The organism is Streptococcus sp. 68, from assembly GCF_013277415.1.
GTDB lineage: Bacteria > Bacillota > Bacilli > Lactobacillales > Streptococcaceae > Streptococcus.
The window spans coordinates 22269-48700 of record NZ_VMMX01000015.1 but is presented as its reverse complement, the minus strand read 5'-3'; the positions used below and the strand labels follow the sequence as shown (position 1 = coordinate 48700).

The 26432-nt window shown below is 42.1% G+C and carries 24 protein-coding genes; 21 read left to right on the top strand and 3 right to left on the bottom strand.

What is annotated here, in order from left to right; translation table 11 throughout:
* Nucleotides 1-84 precede the first annotated feature (84 nt).
* On the bottom strand, nt 85-1356 hold the full coding sequence (locus HT720_RS09105; RefSeq protein ID WP_173275868.1) for a PLP-dependent aminotransferase family protein: 1272 nt from the start codon (nt 1354-1356) through the stop codon (nt 85-87).
* Nucleotides 1357-1497: 141 nt separating this feature from the next.
* Between HT720_RS09105 and budA the strand changes: the two genes are divergently transcribed.
* From budA to alaS, 10 genes are all read left to right on the top strand, one after another.
* Nucleotides 1498-2229, top strand: a complete 732-nt coding sequence (gene budA, locus HT720_RS09100) for an acetolactate decarboxylase (protein ID WP_173275865.1) — start codon at nt 1498-1500, stop codon at nt 2227-2229.
* Between the two features lie 9 nt (nt 2230-2238).
* A complete protein-coding gene (locus HT720_RS09095; RefSeq protein ID WP_173275862.1) occupies nt 2239-2991 on the top strand; it encodes a YhfC family glutamic-type intramembrane protease in 753 nt (250 codons plus the stop codon).
* 113 nt (nt 2992-3104) lie between these two features.
* The gene (murB, locus tag HT720_RS09090; RefSeq protein WP_173275859.1) at nt 3105-4010 is read left to right on the top strand and encodes a UDP-N-acetylmuramate dehydrogenase; all 906 of its coding nucleotides are present in this window, start codon (nt 3105-3107) and stop codon (nt 4008-4010) included.
* A 159-nt stretch (nt 4011-4169) separates the two neighbouring features.
* The gene (locus HT720_RS09085; protein WP_173275857.1) at nt 4170-5327 is read left to right on the top strand and encodes an ABC transporter ATP-binding protein; all 1158 of its coding nucleotides are present in this window, start codon (nt 4170-4172) and stop codon (nt 5325-5327) included.
* The gene (locus HT720_RS09080) at nt 5308-6114 is read left to right on the top strand and encodes an ABC transporter permease (protein WP_173275853.1); all 807 of its coding nucleotides are present in this window, start codon (nt 5308-5310) and stop codon (nt 6112-6114) included. Before HT720_RS09085 ends, HT720_RS09080 begins: the two co-directional genes overlap by 20 nt.
* Nucleotides 6111-6884: an ABC transporter permease gene (locus HT720_RS09075; RefSeq protein WP_125447978.1), complete on the top strand. Its 774-nt coding sequence runs from the start codon at nt 6111-6113 to the stop codon at nt 6882-6884. The genes HT720_RS09080 and HT720_RS09075 overlap by 4 nt, the downstream gene beginning before the upstream one ends.
* Nucleotides 6881-7951 carry an ABC transporter substrate-binding protein gene (locus HT720_RS09070; protein ID WP_173275851.1) on the top strand — a complete coding sequence of 357 codons (1071 nt, stop codon included), beginning with the start codon at nt 6881-6883 and terminating at the stop codon, nt 7949-7951. Before HT720_RS09075 ends, HT720_RS09070 begins: the two co-directional genes overlap by 4 nt.
* Nucleotides 7952-8110: 159 nt before the next feature.
* Nucleotides 8111-8644, top strand: a complete 534-nt coding sequence (locus HT720_RS09065) for a DUF5626 family protein (protein WP_023939759.1) — start codon at nt 8111-8113, stop codon at nt 8642-8644.
* 509 nt (nt 8645-9153) lie between these two features.
* The gene (locus tag HT720_RS09060) at nt 9154-9639 is read left to right on the top strand and encodes an LURP-one-related/scramblase family protein (RefSeq protein WP_173228992.1); all 486 of its coding nucleotides are present in this window, start codon (nt 9154-9156) and stop codon (nt 9637-9639) included.
* A 21-nt stretch (nt 9640-9660) separates the two neighbouring features.
* Nucleotides 9661-12279, top strand: a complete 2619-nt coding sequence (gene alaS, locus HT720_RS09055) for an alanine--tRNA ligase (RefSeq protein WP_173275848.1) — start codon at nt 9661-9663, stop codon at nt 12277-12279.
* Nucleotides 12280-12474: 195 nt separating this feature from the next.
* Here alaS and HT720_RS09050 read toward each other — a convergent pair whose 3' ends face one another.
* Nucleotides 12475-13929, bottom strand: a complete 1455-nt coding sequence (locus tag HT720_RS09050) for an alpha-amylase (RefSeq protein WP_173275845.1) — start codon at nt 13927-13929, stop codon at nt 12475-12477.
* Nucleotides 13930-14107: 178 nt separating this feature from the next.
* Here HT720_RS09050 and HT720_RS09045 point away from each other — a divergent pair, with 178 nt between their 5' ends.
* On the top strand, nt 14108-14857 hold the full coding sequence (locus HT720_RS09045) for an ABC transporter ATP-binding protein (protein WP_173228998.1): 750 nt from the start codon (nt 14108-14110) through the stop codon (nt 14855-14857).
* A complete protein-coding gene (locus HT720_RS09040) occupies nt 14838-16472 on the top strand; it encodes a hypothetical protein (protein WP_173229001.1) in 1635 nt (544 codons plus the stop codon). The genes HT720_RS09045 and HT720_RS09040 overlap by 20 nt, the downstream gene beginning before the upstream one ends.
* Nucleotides 16473-17037: 565 nt before the next feature.
* On the opposite strand, the gene HT720_RS09035 is transcribed toward HT720_RS09040, so the two are convergent.
* On the bottom strand, nt 17038-19155 hold the full coding sequence (locus HT720_RS09035; RefSeq protein WP_173229062.1) for an LTA synthase family protein: 2118 nt from the start codon (nt 19153-19155) through the stop codon (nt 17038-17040).
* Nucleotides 19156-19304: 149 nt separating this feature from the next.
* Here HT720_RS09035 and HT720_RS09030 point away from each other — a divergent pair, with 149 nt between their 5' ends.
* From HT720_RS09030 to HT720_RS08990, 9 genes are all read left to right on the top strand, one after another.
* The gene (locus HT720_RS09030; protein ID WP_173275842.1) at nt 19305-20468 is read left to right on the top strand and encodes a class I SAM-dependent rRNA methyltransferase; all 1164 of its coding nucleotides are present in this window, start codon (nt 19305-19307) and stop codon (nt 20466-20468) included.
* On the top strand, nt 20465-21142 hold the full coding sequence (gene aroD, locus HT720_RS09025) for a type I 3-dehydroquinate dehydratase (protein ID WP_000767765.1): 678 nt from the start codon (nt 20465-20467) through the stop codon (nt 21140-21142). Before HT720_RS09030 ends, aroD begins: the two co-directional genes overlap by 4 nt.
* The gene (locus HT720_RS09020) at nt 21132-21986 is read left to right on the top strand and encodes a shikimate dehydrogenase (protein ID WP_173275838.1); all 855 of its coding nucleotides are present in this window, start codon (nt 21132-21134) and stop codon (nt 21984-21986) included. Before aroD ends, HT720_RS09020 begins: the two co-directional genes overlap by 11 nt.
* A gap of 18 nt (nt 21987-22004) precedes the next feature.
* Nucleotides 22005-23072, top strand: coding sequence for a 3-dehydroquinate synthase (gene aroB / locus HT720_RS09015; RefSeq protein WP_173275835.1), 1068 nt, complete (start codon nt 22005-22007; stop codon nt 23070-23072).
* A gap of 9 nt (nt 23073-23081) precedes the next feature.
* Nucleotides 23082-24248 (top strand): chorismate synthase, encoded by a 1167-nt coding sequence (gene aroC / locus HT720_RS09010; RefSeq protein ID WP_173275831.1) that lies wholly within the window; start codon nt 23082-23084, stop codon nt 24246-24248.
* Between the two features lie 9 nt (nt 24249-24257).
* Entirely contained in the window at nt 24258-25361 is a 1104-nt protein-coding gene (locus tag HT720_RS09005) for a prephenate dehydrogenase (RefSeq protein WP_173275829.1), read from the top strand.
* Nucleotides 25362-25371: 10 nt separating this feature from the next.
* Nucleotides 25372-25521, top strand: coding sequence for a hypothetical protein (locus HT720_RS09000; RefSeq protein WP_173275825.1), 150 nt, complete (start codon nt 25372-25374; stop codon nt 25519-25521).
* Between the two features lie 231 nt (nt 25522-25752).
* Complete coding sequence (locus HT720_RS08995; RefSeq protein ID WP_173275822.1) at nt 25753-25953, top strand: hypothetical protein; 201 nt, start codon at nt 25753-25755, stop codon at nt 25951-25953.
* 53 nt (nt 25954-26006) lie between these two features.
* Nucleotides 26007-26345, top strand: a complete 339-nt coding sequence (locus HT720_RS08990) for a YlbF/YmcA family competence regulator (RefSeq protein ID WP_173275820.1) — start codon at nt 26007-26009, stop codon at nt 26343-26345.
* Nucleotides 26346-26432: the final 87 nt, after the last annotated feature.

Genomic DNA, 26432 nt, shown 5'->3' with positions numbered 1-26432 from the left:
CAGTTACATATATCTACGGTAAGGCGACGCTGACGTGGTTTGAAGAGATTTTCGAAGAGTATAAGAAAAAAGCAGAGTTGGAAGTCAGTCCAATTCTGCTTTTAAATAGTTTAAAACATTTTCCAGATTTTCTAAGGACACCTTGGCAAATTGATAAGGGCAGGCATCCAAGTAAGCCTTCTCAAAGAAGTCTAAGCCCAGTTGACTGTGTTTGAGACTGGCGATTTTAGGATACTGTCTCAGGTCAAGTAATAAACCATCGTGAAGCGGGAAATGAGGAAGGGGACAAGGAGTGTTAGCTAGCCTTTCCTCGATTTTTTTTTGGTAGTCTTCCTGATTGGACAAGCGAGCCAGACGATTTTTCTCAAATAATTGACTGTCAATATAGAGTGACAGGGCCTTTTGCATGATAAGGTTGCTATCGTAGTCTAGGATATTTTTGTAGTCCACAAAGGCTTCTTTGATAGCATTTGGAAGGATGAGTGCTGTTATCCGCAGGGCTGGAAAGAGGCTGGTTGAGAAGGACTTGATATAAATGACGCGCTCCTCTGTATCCAGATAGTGGAAGGTCTGGCCCTTTTTAGAGTCCAAATCACCCAGATAGTCGTCCTCTACGATATAGACACCATAATTGGTAGCTAAGTCAAGGATAGCCCGTTTGTCCTGCTCAGAATAGGAATGGCCTAGAGGATAGTGAAATCGAGGAATGGTATAGAAAAACTTAATTTTTCCTGTCTTGAAGTGTCGCTCCAGCTCCTTCAAGTCAATCCCATCAATGCCTCGTTCGATCGTTTGATAATCCAATCCCTGAGCAATCAAGAGACGATTCATCCGATGATAGGTCGGTTGTTCCACCAAGATTTCCTTGGCTTGGCTAGGAAAGGAAATTTGAGAGAGGATAAATAAGGCTTGTTGGGTGCCAGAAGTCAGTACCAGTTGATCAGCCTTGCAGTAGAGAGCTTGGTCAAAGAGGAGTTTATGAATGGATTGTCTTAAGTCTTCTAAACCTTCTTGGTTGTCATAGTAGTTGAAGAGGTAGTTTTCCCGGCCAATCAAGGTTTCATTGACACAGAGTCGGAAATCGTCATAGGCGCTGGCATGTTCATCGGTAACCTCGATTTCAAGGTCTTGATGTTGCCCTTGTTCTAGGACATAGTAACCACTCTGGGGCTTGGCATATAGGTATTGTTCGTGCCGTAATTCCAGCAGGGCGCGTTGAATAGTGTCCTTGCTACAATGAAAGTCAAGGCTCAGTTGACGGATAGAAGGCAGGCGGCTTCCCGTTGGAAAGCGTCCAGACTCGATACCGTTTTTCAGATAGGAAACGACCTCTTGGTACTTGCTTTGTTTCTTCATTCCAGACCTCCCTTGATTTTGTTACATTGTACCTTTTTTTTTCCTTCTTGGCAATGTTTAGAGTGTTTCTCTCGTTCACATCCAGGGGCAAATGTGGTATACTTAGGAGTAAGATTTATAGAATAACAGACAAGAAAGTGAATGGATAAGAACGTGCAGGAACCAGTGAAATTATTTCAATACAATACCCTTGGAGCCTTGATGGCCGGCCTTTATGGTGGTACCATGACAGTGGGAGAATTGCTAGAGCATGGTGACCTTGGTTTGGGAACCTTGGATTCCATTGATGGAGAATTGATTGTCTTAGATGGCAAGGCCTATCAGGCCAAAGGCTCAGGAGAACAACCAGAAATTGTAGAAGTATCACCAGATGCCCTTATTCCTTACGCAGCAGTAGTACCGCATCAGGCAGAGGTCATTTTCCGCCAGCGCTTTGAGATGACGGACAAGGAATTGGAAGAGCGAATCGAGTCTTATTATGACGGGGAAAATCTTTTCCGCTCTATCAAGATTCGTGGGGAATTTTCGCATATGCATGTTCGCATGATTCCCAAGTCGACACCAGATACCAAGTTTGCTGATGTCGCAACCCATCAACCGGAATATAGTCGTGACAATGTGGCAGGAACCATTGTTGGTTTCTGGACGCCAGAGATTTTTCATGGAGTCAGTGTAGCAGGCTACCATCTGCACTTCATTTCAGATGATTTGACCTTTGGTGGGCATGTCATGGACTTTGTCATCAAGGAAGGCATTATTGAGGTGGGAGCTGTTGACCAGTTGGACCAACGTTTTCCAGTCCAAGATCGTCAATACTTGTTTGCCAAGTTCAATGTTGACGAGATGAGAAAAGATATTGAAAAGGCAGAATAGGAGACGAAAATGACCACTCATATTATCATTACCATGGTGCTGTTGCTGGCTCTCTTGCTAGGAAGCATTTGGTATGCCAAAAAGAAATATCAGATCAATCTAGCTGTCTTGGGTTTGGGGGCTGTCGCCTTCTTTGTCTCTTCACAGATTTTGGAAAAACTGGTTCATATCTTGGTTTTGCATCCTCAAAAAGACGGTAGTGTTGCCCTCTTGCAGGATCATCCGCTTGTCTATATCATCTATGGCCTAGCCATGGCAGCATTTTTTGAGGAAACTGCTCGTCTTGTTTTCTTCAAATGGTTGGAGAAAAAGAGAAGTTTGGAAAAGGCAGATGCCTTGGCCTATGGACTGGGGCATGGTGGCTTGGAATTGATTTTCCTAGGCCTTGCTAGTTTGTTCAATCTCTACATCGTTCTCTCAGCAGTTCAAACGCAGAATCCACAGGTCATGCAATTGCTGTCTGAAAATATGTTGAAAACTATCCAGTCGCTATCAGTCTGGCAGATTTATTTGCTTGGTTTTGAGCGAATCTTGGCCCTAGGTTTCCAATTACTCTTGACTGTTTGGGTTTACCAAGCTGTTCGCCAGAAGAAATGGATTTATCTCCTAGCAGCCTATGGCCTACATGCCTTCTTTGATCTGGCACCATCTCTAGTCCAAGTTGGCTGGTTGACAAATCCAGTCTTGGTTGAAGTTGTCCTAGCACTTGAACTTGTTCTGCTTGCCTATGGAACCAAGGCAATCTTTTGCAAAAAATCATAAAAAAAAGGGGGAAACCTCTTTTTTTGTTTAAAATAAGCCCAAGATTTTTTTAGGGTCGTCAAATGGTCTTAAAAATGGTATAATGGAATGAATTTTGTAAAAGGAAGAGTGACATGTCTGTAAAAGAAAACATGCTTGAAATCTTAGAAGGAATTGATATCCGTTTCAAGGAACCCTTGCATAGTTATAGTTATACAAAAGTAGGTGGAGAGGCCGATTATTTGGTCTTTCCACGAAATCGTTTTGAGTTGGCTCGCCTTGTTAAATTTGCCAATCAAGAAAATATCCCTTGGATGGTTCTTGGCAATGCCAGCAATATCATCGTTCGTGATGGTGGGATTCGTGGATTTGTCATCTTGTGTGACAAGCTCAATAACGTTTCCGTTGATGGCTATACCATCGAAGCTGAAGCAGGGGCCAACTTGATTGAAACAACTCGCATTGCCCTCCGTCATAGTTTGACTGGTTTTGAGTTTGCTTGTGGCATTCCAGGGAGCGTCGGTGGAGCTGTTTTCATGAATGCAGGTGCCTATGGTGGCGAGATTGCCCACATCTTGCAGTCTTGTAAGGTCTTGACTAAGGATGGAGAAATCGAGACCCTGTCTGCCAAGGATTTGGCTTTTGGTTACCGCTATTCAGCCATTCAGGAGTCTGGTGCAATTGTCTTGTCAGCTAAATTTGCCCTTGCTCCAGGAACCCATCAGGTTATCAAGCAAGAAATGGACCGCTTGACGCACCTACGTGAACTCAAGCAACCTTTAGAATATCCATCTTGTGGCTCGGTCTTTAAGCGTCCAGTCGGGCATTTTGCAGGTCAGTTAATTTCAGAAGCTGGCTTGAAAGGCTATCGTATCGGTGGCGTAGAAGTCTCAGAAAAGCACGCAGGATTTATGATCAATGTCGCAGATGGAACGGCTAAAGACTACGAGGACTTGATCCAATCGGTTATCGAAAAAGTCAAGGAACACTCAGGTATCACGCTTGAAAGAGAAGTCCGTATTTTAGGTGAAAGCAAGTAAGAAGCTGTAGTTGAAAAGCTGCTGCTATGTCATGGAAAGGGGGTGAAAGCCTATCGTTAGTGCAGAAGAATGTAGGCAGTTCAATCTCCTACACGAGGTAGTAGTGGCCTGACAGAGCCCTGATCTGTTAATCTATGAAAAAGAAGGAATAAATGACAATTGAAAAAACCAATTATCGAATTCAAAAACGTCTCAAAAGTTTTTGAAGACAGCAACACCAAGGTTCTCAAAGACATCAACTTTGAGTTGGAAGAAGGGAAATTCTATACCCTTCTAGGCGCATCTGGTTCAGGGAAATCAACCATCCTAAACATTATTGCAGGTTTACTGGATGCGACGACAGGAGATATTTTGCTGGACGGTGTTCGTATCAATGACATCCCAACCAACAAGCGAGACGTCCATACTGTCTTCCAATCCTATGCCTTGTTTCCACATATGAATGTGTTTGAAAATGTTGCCTTTCCACTTCGCTTGCGTAAAATTGACAAGAAAGAAATCGAGCAACGTGTAGCGGAAGTTCTCAAGATGGTTCAGTTGGAAGGTTACGAAAAACGTTCCATCCGTAAACTCTCTGGAGGACAACGTCAGCGTGTGGCTATCGCCCGTGCCATCATCAACCAACCCCGTGTGGTTTTGTTGGACGAGCCTTTATCAGCGCTGGACTTGAAATTAAGAACAGATATGCAGTATGAACTGCGTGAACTGCAACAACGATTGGGCATTACCTTTGTCTTTGTCACTCACGATCAGGAAGAAGCTCTCGCCATGAGTGACTGGATTTTCGTTATGAATGATGGCGAGATTGTCCAGTCTGGAACTCCTGTGGACATCTACGACGAGCCGATTAACCATTTTGTTGCCACCTTTATCGGTGAGTCAAATATCTTGCCAGGAACCATGATTGAGGACTACTTGGTTGAGTTTAACGGCAAACGCTTTGAAGCAGTCGATGGGGGTATGAAGCTAAATGAACCTGTTGAGGTCGTTATTCGTCCAGAGGACTTGCGTATTACCCTTCCTGAAGAAGGCAAGCTCCAAGTTAAGGTCGATACCCAGCTCTTCCGTGGGGTGCACTATGAAATTATCGCCTATGACGAACTTGGAAATGAATGGATGATCCACTCAACCCGTAAGGCCATCGTGGGTGAGGAAATCGGTCTGGATTTTGAACCAGAAGACATCCACATCATGCGTCTCAATGAAACAGAAGAAGAGTTCGATGCCCGTATCGAAGAATATGTGGAAATCGAAGAGCAAGAAGCAGGTCTGATCAATGCAATCGAGGAGGAAAGAGATGAAGAAAACAAGCTCTAAACTCTTTGTAGTGCCCTACATGCTCTGGATTGCCCTCTTTGTGTTGGCACCCTTGGTCTTGATTTTCGGACAATCCTTTTTCAATATCGAAGGCCAGTTTAGTTTAGAAAACTATAGATCTTACTTTGCGTCACAAAACTTGACTTATCTCAAAATGAGTTTCAACTCAGTGCTTTATGCAGGAATTGTAACTCTAGTGACACTGCTTATCAGCTATCCAACAGCCCTCTTTTTGACCCGTCTCAAGCACCGTCAACTCTGGCTCATGCTGATTATCCTGCCAACCTGGATCAATTTGCTCCTTAAAGCCTATGCCTTTATCGGAATTTTTGGTCAGAATGGCTCTATTAACCAGTTCTTGGAATTTATCGGAATCGGCTCACAACAGTTGCTCTTTACCGATTTCTCCTTTATCTTTGTCGCAAGCTACATCGAGCTTCCCTTTATGATTTTGCCGATTTTCAATATCTTGGACGATATGGATAACAATCTCATCAATGCCAGCTACGACCTTGGTGCGACCAAGTGGGAAACCTTCCGTCATGTCATCTTCCCTCTATCTATGAACGGAGTGAGAAGTGGGGTCCAATCGGTCTTTATCCCAAGTTTGAGTCTCTTCATGCTGACCCGTTTGATTGGTGGGAACCGCGTTATCACGCTGGGAACAGCCATTGAGCAGAACTTCCTGACCAATGACAACTACGGTATGGGTTCAACCATCGGTGTGATTCTCATCCTGACCATGTTCATCACCATGTGGGTGACCAAGGAAAGGAGAGAACGATGAAAAAATTTGCCAACCTTTATCTAGGACTGGTCTTTCTTGTCCTCTACCTGCCGATTTTTTACCTGATTGGCTATGCCTTTAATGCAGGCAATGACATGAATAGCTTTACAGGCTTTAGCTTGAGCCATTTTAAAACCATGTTTGGCGATGGTCGCCTTATGTTGATTGTGACCCAGACCTTTTTATTGGCCTTTCTGTCAGCCTTGATTGCGACCATTATCGGGACTTTTGGAGCTATTTATATCTACCAGTCTCGTAAGAAATACCAGGAAGCCTTTCTATCACTCAATAATATCCTCATGGTTGCGCCTGATGTTATGATTGGTGCCAGCTTCTTGATTCTCTTTACCCAACTCAAGTTTTCACTTGGCTTTTTGACCGTTCTATCTAGTCATGTGGCCTTTTCCATTCCTATCGTCGTCTTGATGGTCTTGCCTCGTCTCAAGGAAATGAATGGAGATATGATTCATGCGGCTTATGACTTGGGGGCCAGTCAATTTCAGATGTTCAAGGAAATCATGCTTCCTTACCTGACTCCGTCTATCATTGCAGGTTATTTCATGGCTTTCACCTATTCGCTAGATGATTTTGCCGTGACCTTCTTTGTAACGGGAAATGGCTTTTCAACCCTGTCAGTCGAGATTTATTCTCGTGCTCGTAAGGGGATTTCGCTAGAAATCAATGCCCTGTCTGCCCTTGTCTTTCTCTTTAGTATTATCCTAGTTGTTGGATATTACTTTATCTCACGTGAGAAGGAGGAGCAAGCATGAAAAAACTCTATTCATTTTTAGCAGGAATTGCTGCGATTATCCTGGTCTTGTGGGGAATTGCGACGCATTTAGATAGTAAAATCAATAGTCGAGATAGTCAAAAATTGGTTATCTACAACTGGGGGGACTACATCGATCCAGAACTCTTGGAGCAATTCACAGAAGAAACAGGCATCCAAGTCCAGTATGAGACCTTTGACTCCAACGAAGCCATGTATACCAAGATTAAGCAGGGTGGAACGACCTACGATATTGCCATCCCTAGTGAATACATGATTAACAAGATGAAGGACGAAGATCTCTTAGTTCCGCTTGATTATTCAAAACTTGAAGGTCTTGAAAATATTGGACCAGAGTTCCTCAACCAGTCCTTTGACCCAGGCAATAAATTCTCCATCCCTTACTTCTGGGGTACCTTGGGTATTGTCTACAATGAAACCATGGTAGATGAAGCGCCTGAGCATTGGGATGACCTCTGGAAACCAGAGTATAAGAACTCTATCATGCTCTTTGATGGGGCGCGTGAGGTGCTGGGTCTGGGTCTCAATTCCCTCGGTTACAGCCTCAACTCCAAGGATACCCAACAGTTGGAAGAGACAGTGGATAAGCTTTACAAGCTCACTCCAAATATCAAGGCTATTGTGGCGGACGAGATGAAGGGTTACATTATTCAGAATAATGCTGCAATCGGTGTGACCTTCTCTGGAGAAGCCAGTCAAATGCTAGAAAAAAACGAAAATCTACGCTATGTGGTTCCGACGGAGGCCAGCAACCTTTGGTTTGACAATATGGTCATTCCCAAAACAGTCAAAAACCAAGACGCAGCCTATGCCTTTATCAACTTTATGTTGAAACCTGAAAATGCTCTGAAAAATGCGGAGTATGTCGGCTATTCAACACCAAACCTACCAGCTAAGGAACTGCTCCCAGAGGAGAAAAAAGAAGACAAGGCCTTCTATCCAGATGCTGAGACCATGAAACACCTAGAAGTTTATGAAAAATTTGACCATAAATGGACAGGAAAATATAGCGACCTCTTCCTGCAGTTTAAAATGTATCGGAAGTAGGAGTTAGCAGTCACGAAACGAATCAGTTAGAGCTGGTTCGTTTTTTTAACTCTTTTTCTTTGCAATAACAATATTTTATGGTATAATGTAAGCGTAAACACAAACACAAGAAACTCTCTAAATATTCTATGCTTTTAAAAAAGATAGGAGGAATAAATCATGAAAAAGAAGTTTATGATTTTCTTAACAGCAGTTGCTAGTTTATTGTTTTTAACAACATTTTCAACTACAAAGGCAGATGAAAATATTGACAATAACGGTAGTTATGAAACAAGAACATCTTTAGTAATGAAAGTCGGGGATTCTGCTACACAAGTATTTACAGATAATTCTGGGGAAGAAAATGTAATTACCGTTACAAAGGTTGCTGACAGACCTAGAACCAGTTTTAGATGGGCACAAGTTGGTAGTGAAAAAGCTAGTAACGGAACTTATCATATAAGTTACAGACGCGGGATATTTAACTGTGGCTTCTATATCACAATAGATACTCGTAACATTACCAGCGCATATGATTTATGGTATTTCCATCTAGTAGGCACAAACTCCGCAAATTTAGTGCATGAAAGTAATAGGAGAGCAACAGCATATTTCACATTTCAACTCAGTGTTCCTTGGATTAACGGCCCAAGTTGGGACGGAGCTCTTCGAGCAGAGCTCGACGCAGACTATCTAGTTACACTGGTGAAGTAAAATGGGAATGTTTGGTTTGATGACAGTCGCTCTTACTATAACTCTCTTTCTAATCATCATTTTTTTAATAGTAAAAAATCTTAAGAAATAAACAATTTAAAATATTTAGAGAGCAGATAAAGACACCAAAATTAAATAATTTGGTGTCTTTTATTATGAAATATTCAAAAACTTGGGATAAAAGTTGGGATAAAAAGAAAAATGGCAGTAAGAAAAAGTATATTCTGAAAAAGTAATCTGAGATGTAGGGAATGGGTTATTTAAATAGGAATCATTTCCAGTTGACGCAAACTTAAAAAAACGTTATAATAAGAAAGTTGAGAATTGATTTTCTCTTGTCTTAGTCCAGAGAAATGGCGGTGCTGCGAGCCATCTAAGCTAGAAAGTCATGCTACTCAATTTAACAATTGCATAAGAACAAGAGAATGACAAGTTCATTGAATGAAGGTGGTACCGCGGTTTTTCGCCCTTCGTGATATGAGCTTGTCTTTTGATTTTTGGAGGTGTTGATGAAAACATTTCTTGTCAAACAAAAGTTTCGTCTTGGAGGCGAACGCTTCGCTATCAAGGATGACAGGGGAGAAATCGCCTATCAGGTGGAGGGATCATTTTTTAAGATTCCCAAAACTTTTACCATCTATGATGTGGCTGGTGAACAAGTCAGTCAGATCAGTAAAGAAATCTTGACCTTGCTTCCTCGTTTTGAGATTCAGCTTAGGGATGGCTCGAGTTTTGTCATTCGTAAGAAGTTGACCTTCTGGCGAGATAAGTATGAGTTTGATAATCTAGGTCTTCGTATCGAGGGCAATATCTGGGATTTGGATTTCAAATTGCTGGATGATCGCGATCAGCTGATTGCGGAAATTAAGAAGGAACTCTTCCATCTGACCTCTACCTATACCGTAACGGTTCTTGAGGATGCTTATGCAGACCTAGTCATTTCCCTCTGTGTCGCGATTGACTATGTGGAAATGCTGGAAAGCCAATCACATTAAACAAGTAAATAAGGAGACAATATGAAACAACTATCTAGTGCACAAGTCCGACAAATGTGGCTTGATTTCTGGGCGACCAAAGGTCACTCAGTAGAACCATCAGTGAGTTTGGTTCCTGTAAATGACCCAACTCTTTTGTGGATTAACTCTGGGGTAGCAACCCTTAAGAAATACTTTGACGGGACTATTATCCCTGAAAATCCACGTATTACAAATGCCCAAAAGGCTATCCGTACCAACGACATCGAAAACGTAGGGAAGACTGCGCGTCACCATACCATGTTTGAAATGTTGGGGAACTTCTCTATCGGGGATTACTTCCGTGACGAAGCCATCACTTGGGCTTATGAGCTTTTGACAAGCCCTGAGTGGTTTGACTTCCCAGCTGAAAAACTGTACATGACCTACTATCCAGACGATAAAGATTCTTACAACCGCTGGATTGAAGTGGGAGTGGATCCAAGTCACTTGATTCCTATTGAGGACAACTTCTGGGAAATCGGTGCTGGACCTTCTGGACCTGATACAGAGATTTTCTTTGACCGTGGAGAAGCATTTGACCCAGAAAATATCGGTATTCGTTTGCTTGCAGAAGATATCGAAAACGACCGTTATATCGAAATCTGGAACATCGTTTTATCACAATTTAACGCAGACCCTGCTGTTCCTCGTAGCGAATACAAGGAATTGCCACACAAGAACATTGATACGGGCGCTGGTTTGGAGCGTTTGGTGGCCGTTATCCAAGGTGCTAAGACTAACTTTGAAACAGACCTCTTCATGCCTATTATTCGTGAAGTGGAGAAATTGTCTGGTAAGATCTATGACCAAGATGGCGACAACATGAGTTTTAAGGTCATCGCTGACCACATCCGTTCTTTGTCATTTGCCATCGGTGATGGTGCCCTTCCAGGAAATGAAGGTCGTGGTTACGTCCTTCGTCGTCTCCTTCGTCGTGCGTCTATGCATGGTCAAAAACTGGGAATCAACGAGCCTTTCCTTTATAAACTGGTTCCAACTGTTGGGAAAATCATGGAAAGCTACTACCCAGAAGTGCTTGAAAAACGTGACTTTATTGAGAAAATCGTTAAGAGCGAGGAAGAGTCATTTGCCCGTACCCTTCACTCAGGTCAACACTTTGCCCAAGGCATCGTAGCTGACTTGAAAGAAAAAGGTCAATCTGTTATCGCTGGTTCAGATGTATTCAAACTTTATGACACTTATGGATTCCCAGTTGAATTAACTGAAGAAATCGCTGAAGAAGCTGGTATGACTGTGGACCGTGAAGGATTTGAAGCAGCCATGAAAGAACAGCAAGAACGTGCGCGTGCGTCAGCTGTTAAGGGCGGCTCAATGGGGATGCAAAATGAAACCCTGCAAAACATCACTGTGGAAAGTGTCTTCAACTACAATGCTAGCCAATTGTCTTCTAAATTGGTGGCTATCGTGGCTGACAATGCAGAAGTAGAAGCTGTATCAGAAGGAACTGCCTCACTTATCTTTGCGGAAACGCCATTCTATGCTGAAATGGGTGGACAGGTCGCTGACCACGGACAAATCTTGGATGAGTCAGGTAAGGTTGTGGCTACTGTGACCAATGTTCAAAAAGCACCAAACGGACAAGCCCTTCACACGGTTGAAGTCCATGCACCACTTGCCTTGAACCAAGAATATACCTTGGCAATTGATACAAATCGTCGTCACCGTGTTATGAAAAACCACACTGCGACTCACTTGCTTCACGCTGCTCTTCACAACATTCTTGGAAACCATGCGACACAAGCAGGATCTCTTAACGAAGTTGAATTCCTTCGCTTTGACTTTACCCACTTCCAAGCAGTAACTGCTGAAGAATTGCGTGCGATTGAGCAGCAAGTCAACGAAAAAATCTGGGAAGCTCTTGAAGTGAAGACAGTTGAAACGGATATTGACACTGCCAAAGAAATGGGAGCTATGGCCCTCTTTGGTGAGAAATACGGCAAGGAAGTCCGTGTCGTGACTATCGGTGACTACTCTATCGAGCTTTGTGGTGGTACTCACGTTGGCAACACTTCTGAAATTGGTCTCTTCAAGATTGTCAAAGAAGAAGGGATCGGATCAGGAACTCGCCGTATCTTGGCTGTAACTGGTAAGGAAGCCTTTGAAGCCTACCGTGAACAAGAAGACGCTCTTAAAGCCGTCGCAGCAACCTTGAAAGCACCTCAAGTCAAGGAAGTGCCTCATAAAGTAGAAGGACTTCAAGAACAACTTCGTCAATTGCAAAAAGAAAATGCTGAGTTGAAGGAAAAAGCCGCAGCTGCAGCCGCAGGAGACATCTTCAAGGATGTTAAGGAAGTCAACGGTCACCGTTACATTGCTAGCCAAGTTTCTGTATCAGATGCAGGTGCTCTTCGTACCTTTGCGGACAACTGGAAACAAAAAGACTACTCTGATCTTCTTGTCCTAGTTGCCGCTATCGGTGACAAAGTCAATGTCCTTGTAGCAAGCAAGACAAAAGACCTTCATGCAGGAAACCTTGTCAAAGAATTGGCACCAATCGTCGATGGACGTGGTGGTGGTAAACCAGACATGGCCATGGCAGGAGGAAGCAACCAAGCTAAAATCCAAGAATTGTTGGATGCAGTAGCAGGTAAATTGTAATCAAGTAATACTCTCCGAAAATCTCTTCAAACAATGTCAGCTTCACCTTGCCGTACTCAAGTACAGCCTGCGGCTAGCTTCCTAGTTTGCTTTTTGATTTTCATTGAGTATAAAGATCTATCCATTTGGGTAGGTCTTTTTTGTGAATAGAAAAAAGCCAAATCCGATTGGATCTGACTTAATAATCATTGGCAATTAGATTGTATTGGCTGCCCAGACACTTACCGAAGCAGCTGAGACTGGGAATTGTCCATAACCTTCCTCATCAATTGTAACTTGACCTTGGTGGTTTCCAAGTAAATCTACAAAGGTTTGGTTAACCCATTCTTGGCCGACAAACATTGATTTGCTGTTTTCTTGGTCATTTGAAATCAAGACTGCGATTGGGGATTGATTTTCAGCACCTGAACGTACCCAACCGATACAGTTAGCGTGGTCAAAGTAGTTTGTTTGTTCTCCATAGGCCAAATCTTTTCGGATGGTTAGGAGGCGGTCAAGGACTTCTTTGAAATCTTCTTGAGCATATTGCCCTGAAATCCCATAGTAGTCGCCGTAAAAGACACATGGAAGGCCATTTTGGCGTAATAGAATGAGGGCATAGGCTGCTGGCTTGAACCATTCTTCAACGGTAGACTCAAGAGCCTGACCTCGTTGTGTATCGTGGTTATCGACAAAGGTTACAGCCTTGTCAGGCTTGAGTTCCACCAAGCTATCTGTGAAAATGCCACGAAGGTCATAGTTGGAACCTGCTCGGCTAGCATCAAAGAGATTCTGATGGAGACGAACATCGACAAGGTCAAAGCGTTCTTCCGTTTTTTCAAGATAGTCCAGATTGGCTTCCTTGTCTGGATTCCAAAATTCACCAAAAACATAGAAATCCTCACCGTATTTTTCCTTCATATCGCGGATGAAATTGCTCATGAAGAAAGAGTCAATGTGCTTAACGGCATCCAAGCGGAAACCAGCTACACCAGTCGTTTCCATGAACCAATCAGCCCAGTCATAGATATTTTGGATGACTTCAGGATGTTTAAAATCTAGGTCGGCATACATGAGGTAGTCGTAGTTACCGTTTTCGTTATCGACCAATTCCTCATTTGCCCAGCCCTTATTATCCCCTTGAATCAGATAAATCCCAGACTTACGGCGTTTGGCATCGTAGTCTGTACCTGTGAAGTGGTACCAATGCCAGTGGAAGTCATTGTAGGTATCTTGGCGACCATCGAAGGTAAAGCTAGTCCAGCCATTGATGGTGAAGGGGTCTCCAAGTTCAACCGTACGGTCTACAGGGTCCACTTCGATGACCTGAAAGGCTTCCATGTGATCGGCAGCAGCCTTATGGTTGAGAACTACATCGGCCATAGGTTGAATTCCCTGTGCTTTAAGGGCTTGAATGGCTTGAAGATAGTCTTCTTTGAAACCATACTTGGTGCGGACAGTCCCTTTTTGGTTGAACTCTCCTAAGTCAAATAAATCATAGACCCCATAACCTACATCTTTTTCATTGGTTGCCTTAAAAGCTGGTGGCATCCAGACGTGGCTAATCCCCAGATGAGCTAGGTGTGGAGCATCTTCAGCCAGATGCGTCCAGTGCTGACCGTCATGGGGCAGATACCATTCAAAGTATTGCATGAGTGTTTGATTTTGCATGATGTTTCCTCTTACTTGTGAATCTTGTTCTTTATTCTATCATAAAGTATCTCTTGGCGCAAACGTTTGCGTAAGATAGAAGGAAACTATTGTATCTACTTAAAATAAAGTATTGATTTTTTTGTATCAAAGTGCTAGTATAATAGTATGTAATATAGATAAAGATAGGAGTCATCCCATGATTGAATTTCAAAATGTTAGTAAGTTGTATGGTGATAAAGAGGCCTTGAACAATCTCAATTTGCAGATTGAAAATGGGGAGATTATGGGCTTGATTGGCCATAATGGTGCTGGGAAATCGACCACCATAAAATCCTTAGTCAGTATCATTTCGCCCAGCAGTGGTCGTATTTTGGTAGATGGTCAGGAGTTATCGGAAAATCGCTTGGCTATCAAACGAAAGATTGGCTACGTTGCAGACTCGCCTGACTTATTTTTACGTTTAACGGCCAATGAATTTTGGGAATTGATCGCCTCATCCTATGATCTGACTAGCTCTGACTTGGAGGCTAGTCTAGCTAGGCTATTGAACGTTTTTGATTTTGCTGAAAACCGCTATCAGGTTATTGAAACTCTTTCTCACGGAATGCGTCAGAAAGTCTTTGTCATCGGAGCACTCTTGTCCGATCCCGATATTTGGGTTTTGGACGAACCCTTGACTGGTTTGGATCCCCAGGCTGCCTTTGATTTGAAGCAAATGATGAAGGAGCATGCGCAAAAAGGCAAGACAGTCTTGTTTTCAACCCATGTCCTAGAGGTAGCTGAGCAAGTCTGTGATCGGATTGCCATTTTGAAAAAGGGGCATTTGATTTATTGTGGTAGTGTAGAGGACTTGAGAAAAGACCACCCAGACCAGTCTTTGGAAAGTATCTACCTTAGTCTTGCTGGTAGAAAAGAGGAGGTTGCGGATGCGTCTCAAGGTCATTAAAAAATTAGTTGATATCAATATCCTCTATTCATCTCAAGAAGCTAATCTGGCTAACCTACGAAAGAAGCAGGCTAAGAATCCTGGGAAAAAAGTAAATGTTTCCGCTAGAGTCCTAAGTTCTTACATTTTTTTCAGTCTCTTGATGCTCATCTTTTTTAGTATTATAGCCATTCATTTTCCTTTTGAGGAAATGCCTATTTATTTTAGTTTCATGGTTGCTATTTTACTAGTGGTTGCCTTTTCAACTTCTTTCACTGCCTTTTACAATGTCTTTTATGAGAGTAAGGACTTGGCATCTTATAGGCCCTATGCTTTTAAAGAATCAGAGATTATAATCGCTAAAGGACTGTCTGTTCTCTTGCCAGCTCTAACTGGAATTTTACCAATCCCAGCTTATTTTCTAGCCCTTTACATTAGGCTAGCTCCTTCTCTTTGGCTGGGCTTGCCTTTGATGCTACTGTCCTTGGCCTTATTATTTGTCTCTGTGACTCTAGTGATGATAGTGGCAGTACATTTCTTGGCTCAGACTACGGTCTTCAGAAAGTATCAGTCTATTTTTGCCAATGTGATGATTGGGATAGGAGTTCTCATACCTTTAATATTTGTCCTCTTTCTACAGTCGACTTTTGGAAGTATTGTTGACAAAGTTAGAGACATTCCATTTCTCCTTTATCCTCTTCATATCTTTTACAAAATAGCAGTGGAGCCTTTTTCGACAGAAGCCATACTGGGTCTGCTCGCTTGGATAACTCTAACTGTCTTCTTACTTTACCTGACCAAAAAGAAGGTTCTTCCTCATTTTTATGACGTGATTCTGCTTAACAGTGAGGAGAAGGTCAAGAAAGAACGTCGCAGTAAGGAGAGAATTTCAACTACTAAAAAGGGATTTTTCCGTATGGTTTTACGCTACCACCTCACCCTCTTGGGACAGGGGACTGGCGTGATTACAGTGCTTTTTACAAGTGCTTTCCTTCCTTATCTCATGATGATTGGTCTGATTTCCAAAATCCGAGATTCTCAGATAGTTCCAGACATTCATCCTCCATACTGGTTACCCTTGTTTTTTGTAGCTCTCTTTATAGCAGTTGTCAATAACAATATCACCAGCCTGCATTCAATTGCCTTGTCCTTGGAGAGGGAAAATGTTGATTTTCTTAAGAGTTTACCCTTTGACTTTGCTCGTTATGTGAAAGTGAAATTTTGGATTATATTTGCTGTCCAGTCCTTTTTACCAGTTCTGACTTTACTTGGTCTTTCTCTATATCTAGGCTTGCCCATCCTTTCGATGATTTACCTTCTTGTAGTTTGGATCCTTGCCAGTGTCATCCTTTCTTGCCACCATTACCTTAAGGACGTGAAAAATTTGTCAACCAATTGGAGTAACATTACGGACCTGGTGAACCGTTCAAATCGTATAGTAGCAATTGTTTTGATTTTGGTTTATAGTGCAATCTTAATGGCCCTTGTAATAGGGAGCTTATTCTTGGTTCAGTCTCTCGCCCCTGTCCTTGCCATCAGCTTGGGAGTAGGAGTTCTTATCCTCTTGCTTGCTCTTGCTATTTTTGGCTATCATTACTACCTGTCACGCATATTGGCAGAAATAGAAAAAAGATGAGATAGTTGGTCGCTTGCTTGATAAATTCAATTCGACAAACGCTTTTATAGTTTGTTAGAATGTAGTTATAAATGATTAAGATTGGTAATCAAAAATATAGAGAGGAATGTTTTGAATAAGAAATATAATCTAGTTCTATTTTTGTTGTTTATAGTTTATTTATTTGGATATTTTTCAATTTCAAAAACGTTAATTCCTATAATGTGTGTGATCCAAGTGTTTTTGATAGAACATATATTTAAAGTTCGAAATAGAATGATGCAGATAGGTGAAATTTTAATTATTGTTGCTTCTATAATATTATTTATTGATAGTATATTGAGTTTGTAACAAAAGGCTTTTCTATAAAATCAAATTTTCCAGATACCTGCTGAAGCTGATTTATCTTCTCTCTATGCCTTCTCATCGTTCTTCTACTATTTACGTCACTAAACTTGACAGACATATATTGCAGGTACAACCTCTCTACCTACAATCTTATAGGTTAGTTTCTTAGTTTGTTATTTGATTTTCATTGAATTTTATTTTATAAAAAGAAATGCTCCTCCACGATGGAAGAGCATTTTTATTGTGATTTTGATTCGGTTTCTGCCGACTCTGGATGGAGTTCTTGGTAACTTGGTGCCTTGAAAAGGTCAGTACTGGTCTTACCTTGTCGTTGGCTAAAGAGACTGGTGGATTGACTACCTTTTTCCTGCTCAATCTTTTGAAGAATTGGTAAGGAATTGAGGTAAGAAATATTTTCTGTATCAACTTTTCCAAGATGATCTGCTTGGTAGAAACGGATCAAATCACCAGTTTGAATCTGGTCGCTGATTTTTAGCTGTTGGCTGGCTGCCTGCCGAACGCTTTCCAGTTCAGTCTGAGCTTGTTCATCAAGATTACTGATTTCAAGACCGCTCTCAGTATAGTAGGTTCGTCCGTCGTAGCTGGTATATTTTGGTGTGACGAAGGAATTGGCAGTTCGAAAGGCAACGATTTCTTGATGATCTGGTGATAGGAGGTCTTGTCCAACTTGAAGGAAGGAACTGGATTCGATACCAAGGAGGTGTTCGAGAGTCGGTAAGATATCGATTTGTCCACCGTAGGTATTGATGATTTGTCCTTTTTCATAGCCAGGCATGACCACCATAAAAGGCACTCGTTGCAACATGGCATTGTCGTAATTCGACCAGTTCTCAGAAGTCTTGCCAATCAAGGGTGCCAGCTCAGGATTGCGGGAGTTGGAAATACCATAATGGTCTCCGTAGATGACGATGATGGATTTTTCATAGAGGCCACTTTCTTTGAGATAGTCAAAGAAGGCCTTGATAGCACTATCCAGATAGTTAGCTGTTTGGAAATAGCCATTGATAGTTTCATCTTTGGTTTTGGCCAAGGGGAAACCAAGCTCATCGCCAGTCAGATTGCTAGCATAGGGATAGTGATTGGACACCGTGATATACTTAGCATAAAAAGGCTGCTGTAAATGCTCCAGATACTGGATAGAATCTTTCATCATGATTTTATCATTTAAACCATATTGGAAAGAATTGCTACTGTCTTGCTTGGTGAAGTAGGAAGCATCAAAGAAGTATTGGTAGCCCCATTGTTTATAGGTCGTATTTCGATTCCAGAAGGTCCCGATATTACCGTGAAAGACTGCACTTGATTGGTAGCCATTTTTCGATAGGATGAAAGGCGCTGCCTGCTGGGTATTGGTACCTCCATAGTTGACCATAAAGGAACCTTGGTCAAGTCCAAACAAACCAGTCTCCAGCATGGTTTCCGCATCTGAGGTCTTACCAGCCTTGACTTGGTTAAAGATATTCGAAAAGGCTAGGGTTGATTGCGAATGGTAGAGGGAATTAAGGAAGGGAGTGACTTCATGCTCAGTTCCATCTATGTTGAGTTTATAGTCAAGTAGGAACTGCTGGAAACTTTCCAAGTGGAGATAAATCACATTTTTTCCTTTGGCCAAGCCAAAATAGTCTGGATTGGGCTTAGCCGAATGTTCTTGAATATAATCTGTAATAGGTTGCAGGTCGGTCTCAGAGGCCTTGGCACGTTCCTTGTTGGCGCTATAGGATTGGTTGGCACTATAACCTAGAAAAGCTGGTAAACTGAGGGCGCGGACAACATAATAATTCGAAAATCCTCGTGATAGGAGATCGGGACGCTCAATTTCAGCCAAGAAAAGATTAGCTGAAAAGAGCAGGGCTGAGAGTGCAGTGATAGCAACACTGGAGCGGAATTTGAAAGGTCTCCTATCCAGATGGATGAATTTTTTATAGAAAAGGAAAGCTAGCAATGGGAAATCCATAAAATAGATAAAATCCCAAGGACGCAGTAACTCTAGTTCTGCAGTACCAACAGACACCTTGCTGACCACCTTCATGGTATTAGCCGTGATAAAGTCGCTAAATTCTCGATAGTAAAAGACATTGGAATAAAGCCAAATGAACAATAGGCTATAAATAGCTATACTCAGGCCATAAAAGATCTTGGTTGAGCGAGCATAGAGGGCTAGAGCCAGCAGGAGTAGTCCTAGAGGAAGGGGGTTGAAAAAGGCGATAAAGGCAAGGTAATTTCCCTGCAACTTGCCTACTTGAATATCTAAATTAAAGTCAACGGCATAGGCTAATAAGGTTTTGAGCCAATAGAGGATTAAAAGGGTTAGGACAAAACCCAGTCTGGTACCCATGGCTTTTTGGATTTTGTTAAAATTGCTTTTCACACATTTACTTCCTAATTTTTTATTAGTATTAGTATACCATTTTTTAAAAGAAGAGTAAAAAAGCAAGGGTAGTTTCTTTTTTGAGAATTGTCTAAAAGTTTGATATAATGGTAGTTATGAATAGAATAAGAGTCAGCAAAAGGGTTGAAAAGAAGCTCGCTAAGGGGCTAGTTTTACTAGAAGCCAGTGATCTTGAGAATGTCAATCTTAAGGATCAGGAAGTAGAGGTGCAGGGTCAAGAAGGAACCTTTCTTGGGACTGCCTACCTTTCTCAGCAAAACAAGGGTTTGGGTTGGTTTATCAGTAAAGACAAGATCACCTTCAATCAAGATTTCTTTGAAATGCTGTTTAGACAAGCTAAAGAAAAGAGAAGCGCCTACTATCAAGATGATTTGACAACTGCCTTTCGTCTCTTTAATCAAGAGGGAGATGGCTTTGGCGGTCTGACAGTGGACCTTTATGGCGACTATGCTGTCTTTTCTTGGTATAACTCTTATGTTTATCAGATTCGTCAGACCATCTCAGAAGCCTTTAGACAGGTTTTTCCTGAGGTTTTAGGGACCTATGAGAAGATCCGCTTTAAAGGATTGGACTATGAATCTGCCCATGTTTATGGTCAAGAAGCACCTGACTTTTTCACTGTTTTGGAAAATGGTGTTCTGTATCAAGTCTTTATGAACGATGGCTTGATGACAGGGATTTTCCTAGACCAGCATGAAGTTCGCGGTAGTTTAGTGGATGGATTGGCTATGGGTAAATCCTTGCTCAATATGTTTTCCTACACAGCAGCCTTTTCAGTAGCTGCGGCCATGGGAGGAGCTAGCCAGACAACTTCTGTTGACCTAGCCAAACGTTCACGAGAATTGTCTCAAGCGCATTTTCAGGCAAATGGAATCAGTACAGATGACCATCGTTTTGTGGTCATGGATGTCTTTGAATATTTCAAGTATGCCAAGCGAAAAGGCTTGACCTACGATGTGATTGTCCTAGATCCGCCTAGCTTTGCTCGGAACAAAAAACAGACCTTCTCTGTGGCCAAGGATTATCACAAGTTGATTTCTCAGAGTCTTGAGATTTTAAATCCGGGAGGGATTATCATTGCCAGTACCAATGCTGCCAATGTTTCCCGTCAGAAATTTACAGAACAAATTGATAAAGGCTTTGCAGGAAGAAGTTACCAGATTTTAAACAAATACGGTCTTCCAGCAGATTTTGCCTATAATAAAAAAGATGAAAGTAGTAATTACCTCAAGGTGATTAGTATGAAGGTTAGTAAATGAAATTAATCGTTTCAGTAATGCCAAGAAGTTTAGAGGAGGCCCAGGCTCTGGATGCCACAAGGTACCTGGATGCCGACATCATTGAATGGCGTGCCGACTATCTGCCTAAGGAAGCAATTTTGCAGGTAGCTCCAGCTATTTTTGAAAAATTCGCAGGCCGTGAGTTGGTTTTCACGCTGCGAACTCGCTCTGAGGGGGGAGAAATTGACCTTTCTCCAGAAGAATATATCCATCTAATCAAGGAAGTGGCGCAACTCTATCAACCAGACTATATTGATTTTGAGTACTATAGCTACAAGGATGTTTTTGAGGAAATGCTGGACTTCCCAAATCTCGTTTTGAGTTACCATAATTTCCAAGAAACACCTGAAAATATGATGGAAATCTTGTCAGAGTTGACGAGCCTAAATCCAAAACTTGTTAAGGTTGCGGTGATGGCTCACACGGAGCAGGATGTCTTAGACTTGATGAACTATACACGAGGCTTTAAAACCCTCAATCCTGAACAGGAATATGTGACCATTTCTATGGGCAAGGTGGGTAAGGTCTCTCGTATCACTGCGGATGTTACAGGTTCTAGCTGGTCCTTTGCTAGTCTAGATGAGGCAAGTGCCCCAGGTCAGATTTCTCTAGCCAACATGAAAAAAATTCGGGAGATTTTGGATGAAGCTTGATGGTCATACACGTTTAGCTGCCGTTGTTGCCAATCCTATTAAGCATTCTATTTCCCCGCTTATTCACAATAGTGCCTTTGAGGCGACAGCTACCAATGGTGTTTATGTGGCTTGGGAGATTGAAGCGGGTGATTTGGCAGAAACAGTGGCTAATATTCGTCGCTACCAGATGTTTGGCATCAACCTGTCCATGCCCTATAAGGAGCAAGTGATTCCTTATTTGGATGGGCTGAGTGATGAAGCGCGCTTGATCGGTGCGGTTAATACGGTTATCAATGAGAATGGTAATTTAATTGGATATAATACAGATGGCAAGGGATTTTTTAAGAGCTTGCCTTCTTTTACAATTACAGGTAAGAAGATGACCTTGCTGGGTGCAGGTGGTGCGGCTAAATCAATCTTGGCACAGGCTATTTTGGATGGTGTCAGTCAGATTTCGGTCTTTGTTCGTTCAGTTTCGATGGAAAAAACAAGACCTTACCTAGACAAGTTACAGGAGCAGGCAGGCTTTAAAGTGGACTTGTATGCTTTAGAAGATGTTCCTGAACTGCAAGCAAGGATTGCCGAGTCGGATTTACTTGTCAATGCTACAAGTGTAGGGATGGATAGTCAATCATCTCCAGTTCCTGAAAACATTGTCCTACCAGAAACTCTTTTAGTAGCAGATATTATTTACAAGCCTTTTGAAACCCCATTTTTGAAATGGGCTAGAAGTCAGGGCAATCTAGCGGTCAATGGTCTGGGTATGTTACTCTATCAAGCTGCAGAAGCTTTTCAACTGTGGACAGGCAAGGAAATGCCGACAGAAGAGATTTGGCAGTCCTTAAAAGAAAAATACCAATAAAGAAAGGGAGATTTTCCTATGAAAATCAGAATCGATATTCCTCATCATCCTTATGATATTCAGATTGAAAAAGGTTGTCTGGCTCAGGCTGGTCAATGGTTGCGAGAACTATGGCAACCACAAAAAGTGGTTATCGTGACAGATAACCATGTAGCTTCTCTTTATGCAGAGAAGGTCAAGCTCAGCCTAGAAGATGCTGGTTTTCAGGTAGCGGTATTTGACTTTTTGGAAGGGGAAGAAAGAAAGAATTTAACTACTGTTCAGAAAGTCTATGAATTTTTAGTCAAGCAAGGTCTGACTCGTAGCGATGGAATCGTGGCTCTAGGTGGTGGTGTCGTTGGGGACCTAGCTGGTTTTGTAGCCTCTACCTATATGCGGGGCATTCATTTTGTTCAGATACCGACTAGCTTAACAGCCCAGGTGGATTCTTCTATTGGTGGAAAGACGGGTGTTAACACTCCATTTGCCAAGAATATGGTAGGAACTTTTGCCCAACCAGATGGGGTTCTGATTGATCCGCTTGTCCTTGAAACACTCGGAAAGAGAGAGTTGATTGAAGGAATGGGTGAGGTCATCAAGTATGGCTTGATTGAGGATTCAGAACTGTGGGCTCTCTTGACGGAGCTGGATGGTTCTGTGGAGAGTGTTCTGGAACATGCGGAGACTTTGATTGAACATTCTTGTCAGGTCAAGCGTAAGATGGTAGTTGAGGATGAGTTGGACAATGGTGTCCGCCTTTACCTCAATTTTGGCCATACTATTGGCCATGCCATTGAAGCAACTGCCGGTTATGGAAAAGTCATGCATGGTGAAGCCGTGGCCATGGGAATGGTACAGATTTCCAAGGTTGCTGAGGAAAAAGGTCTCATGCCAGAAGGAATAACCCAGTCTATTACAGGGATGTGTCAGAAATTTGAACTACCTGTTGACTATGAAAACTGGGATGTTGACAAGCTTTATCAGGCTTTGACACATGACAAGAAAGCGCGTGGCAATACCTTGAAATTGGTCTTGGTGCCAGAGCTTGGCTCAGCAACCATTCACCCAGTTTCTCTGGAAGAGATGAAAGACTACTTGGTAAAATAAGGAGAGTGTATGAGATATTTAACTGCAGGAGAATCACACGGCCCCCGTCTGACGGCTATCATTGAGGGAATTCCAGCTGGACTTCCTTTGACAGCTGAGGATATCAATGAGGACCTTAAACGCCGTCAGGGTGGGTATGGACGCGGTGGTCGTATGAAGATTGAGAGCGACCAAGTTATCTTTACTTCGGGTGTTCGCCATGGGAAGACGACTGGGGCTCCCATTACCATGGATGTCATCAATAAAGATCACCAGAAATGGCTGGATATCATGTCTGCAGAAGACATTGAAGACCGCCTTAAAAGCAAACGAAAAATCACCCATCCTCGTCCCGGTCACGCCGACTTGGTTGGGGGAATCAAGTACCGTTTTGACGATTTGAGAAATTCTTTGGAGCGTTCATCTGCCCGTGAAACCACCATGCGGGTGGCAGTTGGGGCAGTAGCCAAACGCCTATTGGCTGAGCTGGATATGGAGATTGCCAACCATGTCGTGGTCTTTGGTGGCAAGGAAATCGATGTTCCTGAAAATCTCACAGTCGCTGAGATTAAGGAACGAGCTGCCCAGTCCGAAGTTTCTATTGTCAACCAAGAACGGGAACAGGAAATCAAGGACTACATTGACCAAATCAAACGTGACGGTGATACCATCGGTGGAGTTGTGGAGACAGTCGTTGGAGGTGTTCCAGTTGGTCTTGGTTCCTATGTCCAATGGGACAGAAAATTGGATGCGCGGTTGGCCCAAGCAGTTGTTTCTATCAATGCCTTTAAAGGGGTAGAATTTGGTCTTGGCTTTGAAGCTGGTTACCGTAAAGGCAGCCAAGTTATGGACGAAATTCTCTGGTCTAAAGAAGAGGGCTATACTCGTCGTACTAACAATCTTGGTGGCTTTGAAGGCGGTATGACTAATGGGCAACCCATTGTTGTTCGTGGAGTTATGAAACCTATTCCTACTCTTTATAAGCCTCTTATGAGTGTGGATATCGAAACCCACGAACCTTATAAGGCAATCGTGGAGAGAAGTGATCCGACTGCTCTTCCAGCTGCAGGAGTGGTTATGGAAGCTGTTGTGGCAACGGTTTTGGCACAAGAAATCCTCGAAAAATTCTCATCAGATAGTCTTGAGGAACTAAAAGAAGCGGTAGCCAAACACCGAGACTATACAAAGAACTATTAAGGAGTTCCTATGGCAAAAACAATCTATATCGCAGGTCTTGGTTTGATTGGTGCCTCGATGGCACTTGGTATCAAACGCGATCATCCAGATTATGAAATTTTAGGTTATAATCGCAGTCAAGCTTCGAGAGATATTGCCTTGAAAGAAGGCATGATTGACCGTGCAACGGATGATTTTGCCAGTTTTGCTCCTCTGGCAGATGTCATTATCCTCAGCTTGCCAATCAAACAAACCATTGCTTTTATACAGGAGTTGGCAGGTTTGAACTTGAAAGAAGGGGTCATTATTTCAGATGCTGGTTCGACCAAGTCAGCTATTGTAGACGCAGCGGAGAACTATTTGGCTGGCAAGTCTGTTCGCTTTGTCGGGGCTCATCCCATGGCTGGTAGTCACAAGACAGGGGCTGCTTCTGCGGATGTCAATCTTTTTGAAAATGCCTATTATATCTTTACACCTTCAAGCCTGACAAGTCAGGACACGCTTGAGGAAATGAAGGATCTGCTTTCAGGTCTTCATGCTCGTTTTATCGAGATTGATGCCAAGGAGCATGATCGAGTCACTTCTCAGATTAGCCATTTCCCACATATTTTGGCTTCTAGTCTCATGGAGCAGACTGCGGTCTATGCTCAAAAACATGAGATGGCAAGGCGCTTTGCGGCAGGTGGTTTTCGAGATATGACTCGGATTGCGGAAAGCGAGCCAGGTATGTGGACTTCTATTCTCTTGTCCAATCGCGAGACTATCCTAGAGCGGATTGAGGATTTTAAGGAACGTTTAGATGAGGTTGGTCAGGCCATCAGCAAGGGAGATGAAGAGCAAATCTGGAACTTTTTCAATCAGGCGCGTGAGCAACGTCAGGCCATGGAAATCCATAAGCGTGGTGGTGTGGATAGTTCTTATGACCTCTATGTTGACGTTCCCGATGAAGAAGACGTCGTCCTGCGGATTTTGGAATTGCTACGAGGAACTTCCTTGGTTAATATTCACATCAATGAGGAAAACCGTGAAGATATTCACGGGATTCTACAAATTTCATTTAAAAATGCTCAAGACTTGGAAAGAGCCGAGCATCTCATAACAGAAAATACCGACTACACAGTCGTCATCAAATAAGGAGAAAAATATGCCTAAAATAGAGCCTAGATTCATATTTGGTATTATCTTTATTTCTTTTATCTTACTTAGAGCTTACGCTGTTAAAAAAGATGTGAAAACTACTTCAGAAGCCAGTGTTGAGACAAAAAATGAATCATCCAACAAGGAAATAAGTTAAGAGAAAACCAATTCAAAGTATGTAGACGATAGAATTATTAATGAGTTTATCAATAGCTATAATCAAAATTCTAATAGCCCATTAGAAAATATCAAAAAAGGAAATATAAAAATAAAATATTTCGCATCAAGCTACGGATACTACCTGGAACTTTTACATGCAAATGATACTGATAAAATCAATGTAACAATAAATCAGACAAATGAAAATAGTGAATCTGGTGTTGCAGGAATGAAAGAAGTATTTCATGATATTGTTAAATCGATTGAATCATCCTTATCTGATGATGAGATAGATAACTATTTTGATAATCTTATGTCAAATGAAATAAAAACAGGTTCTAATTTAGGAACTTTGAAGATCGAGTATATACCAGATAAGGAATTAAGCGATGGATATTCAAGAGGTCATATAAAAGTGATTGCACAATAATAAAGACCACAGAGTGATTAGTAATTTTAAAAGAAATAAATAAGGAGAAAATCATGTCAAATATTTACGATAGTGCAAATGAACTTAGTCGCGGTCTACGCGAATTACCAGAATACAAGGCTGTTAAAACAGCTAAAGATGCGATTTCAGCAGATGCTGAGGCGAGCAAAATCTTTACAGAATATGTTGCTTTCCAAGAGGAAATTCAAAAACTAGCACAGGCAGGTCAAATGCCAGACGCTTCCTTCCAAGCGAAGATGGAAGGCTTTGGTAAACAGATTCAAGGGAACAGCCTCTTGTCAAAATTCTTTACCAAGCAACAACAATTGTCAATTTATCTTTCTGACATTGAAAAAATTGTTTTCGAACCAGTTTCAGAATTGCTAAAATAAGAAAATAACTATCATAAAGTCAGGAATTTTTAAGGAATTTCTGGCTTTTTATGATAAAATAGGTAAAAGTATTGCAAGTATGAGGTC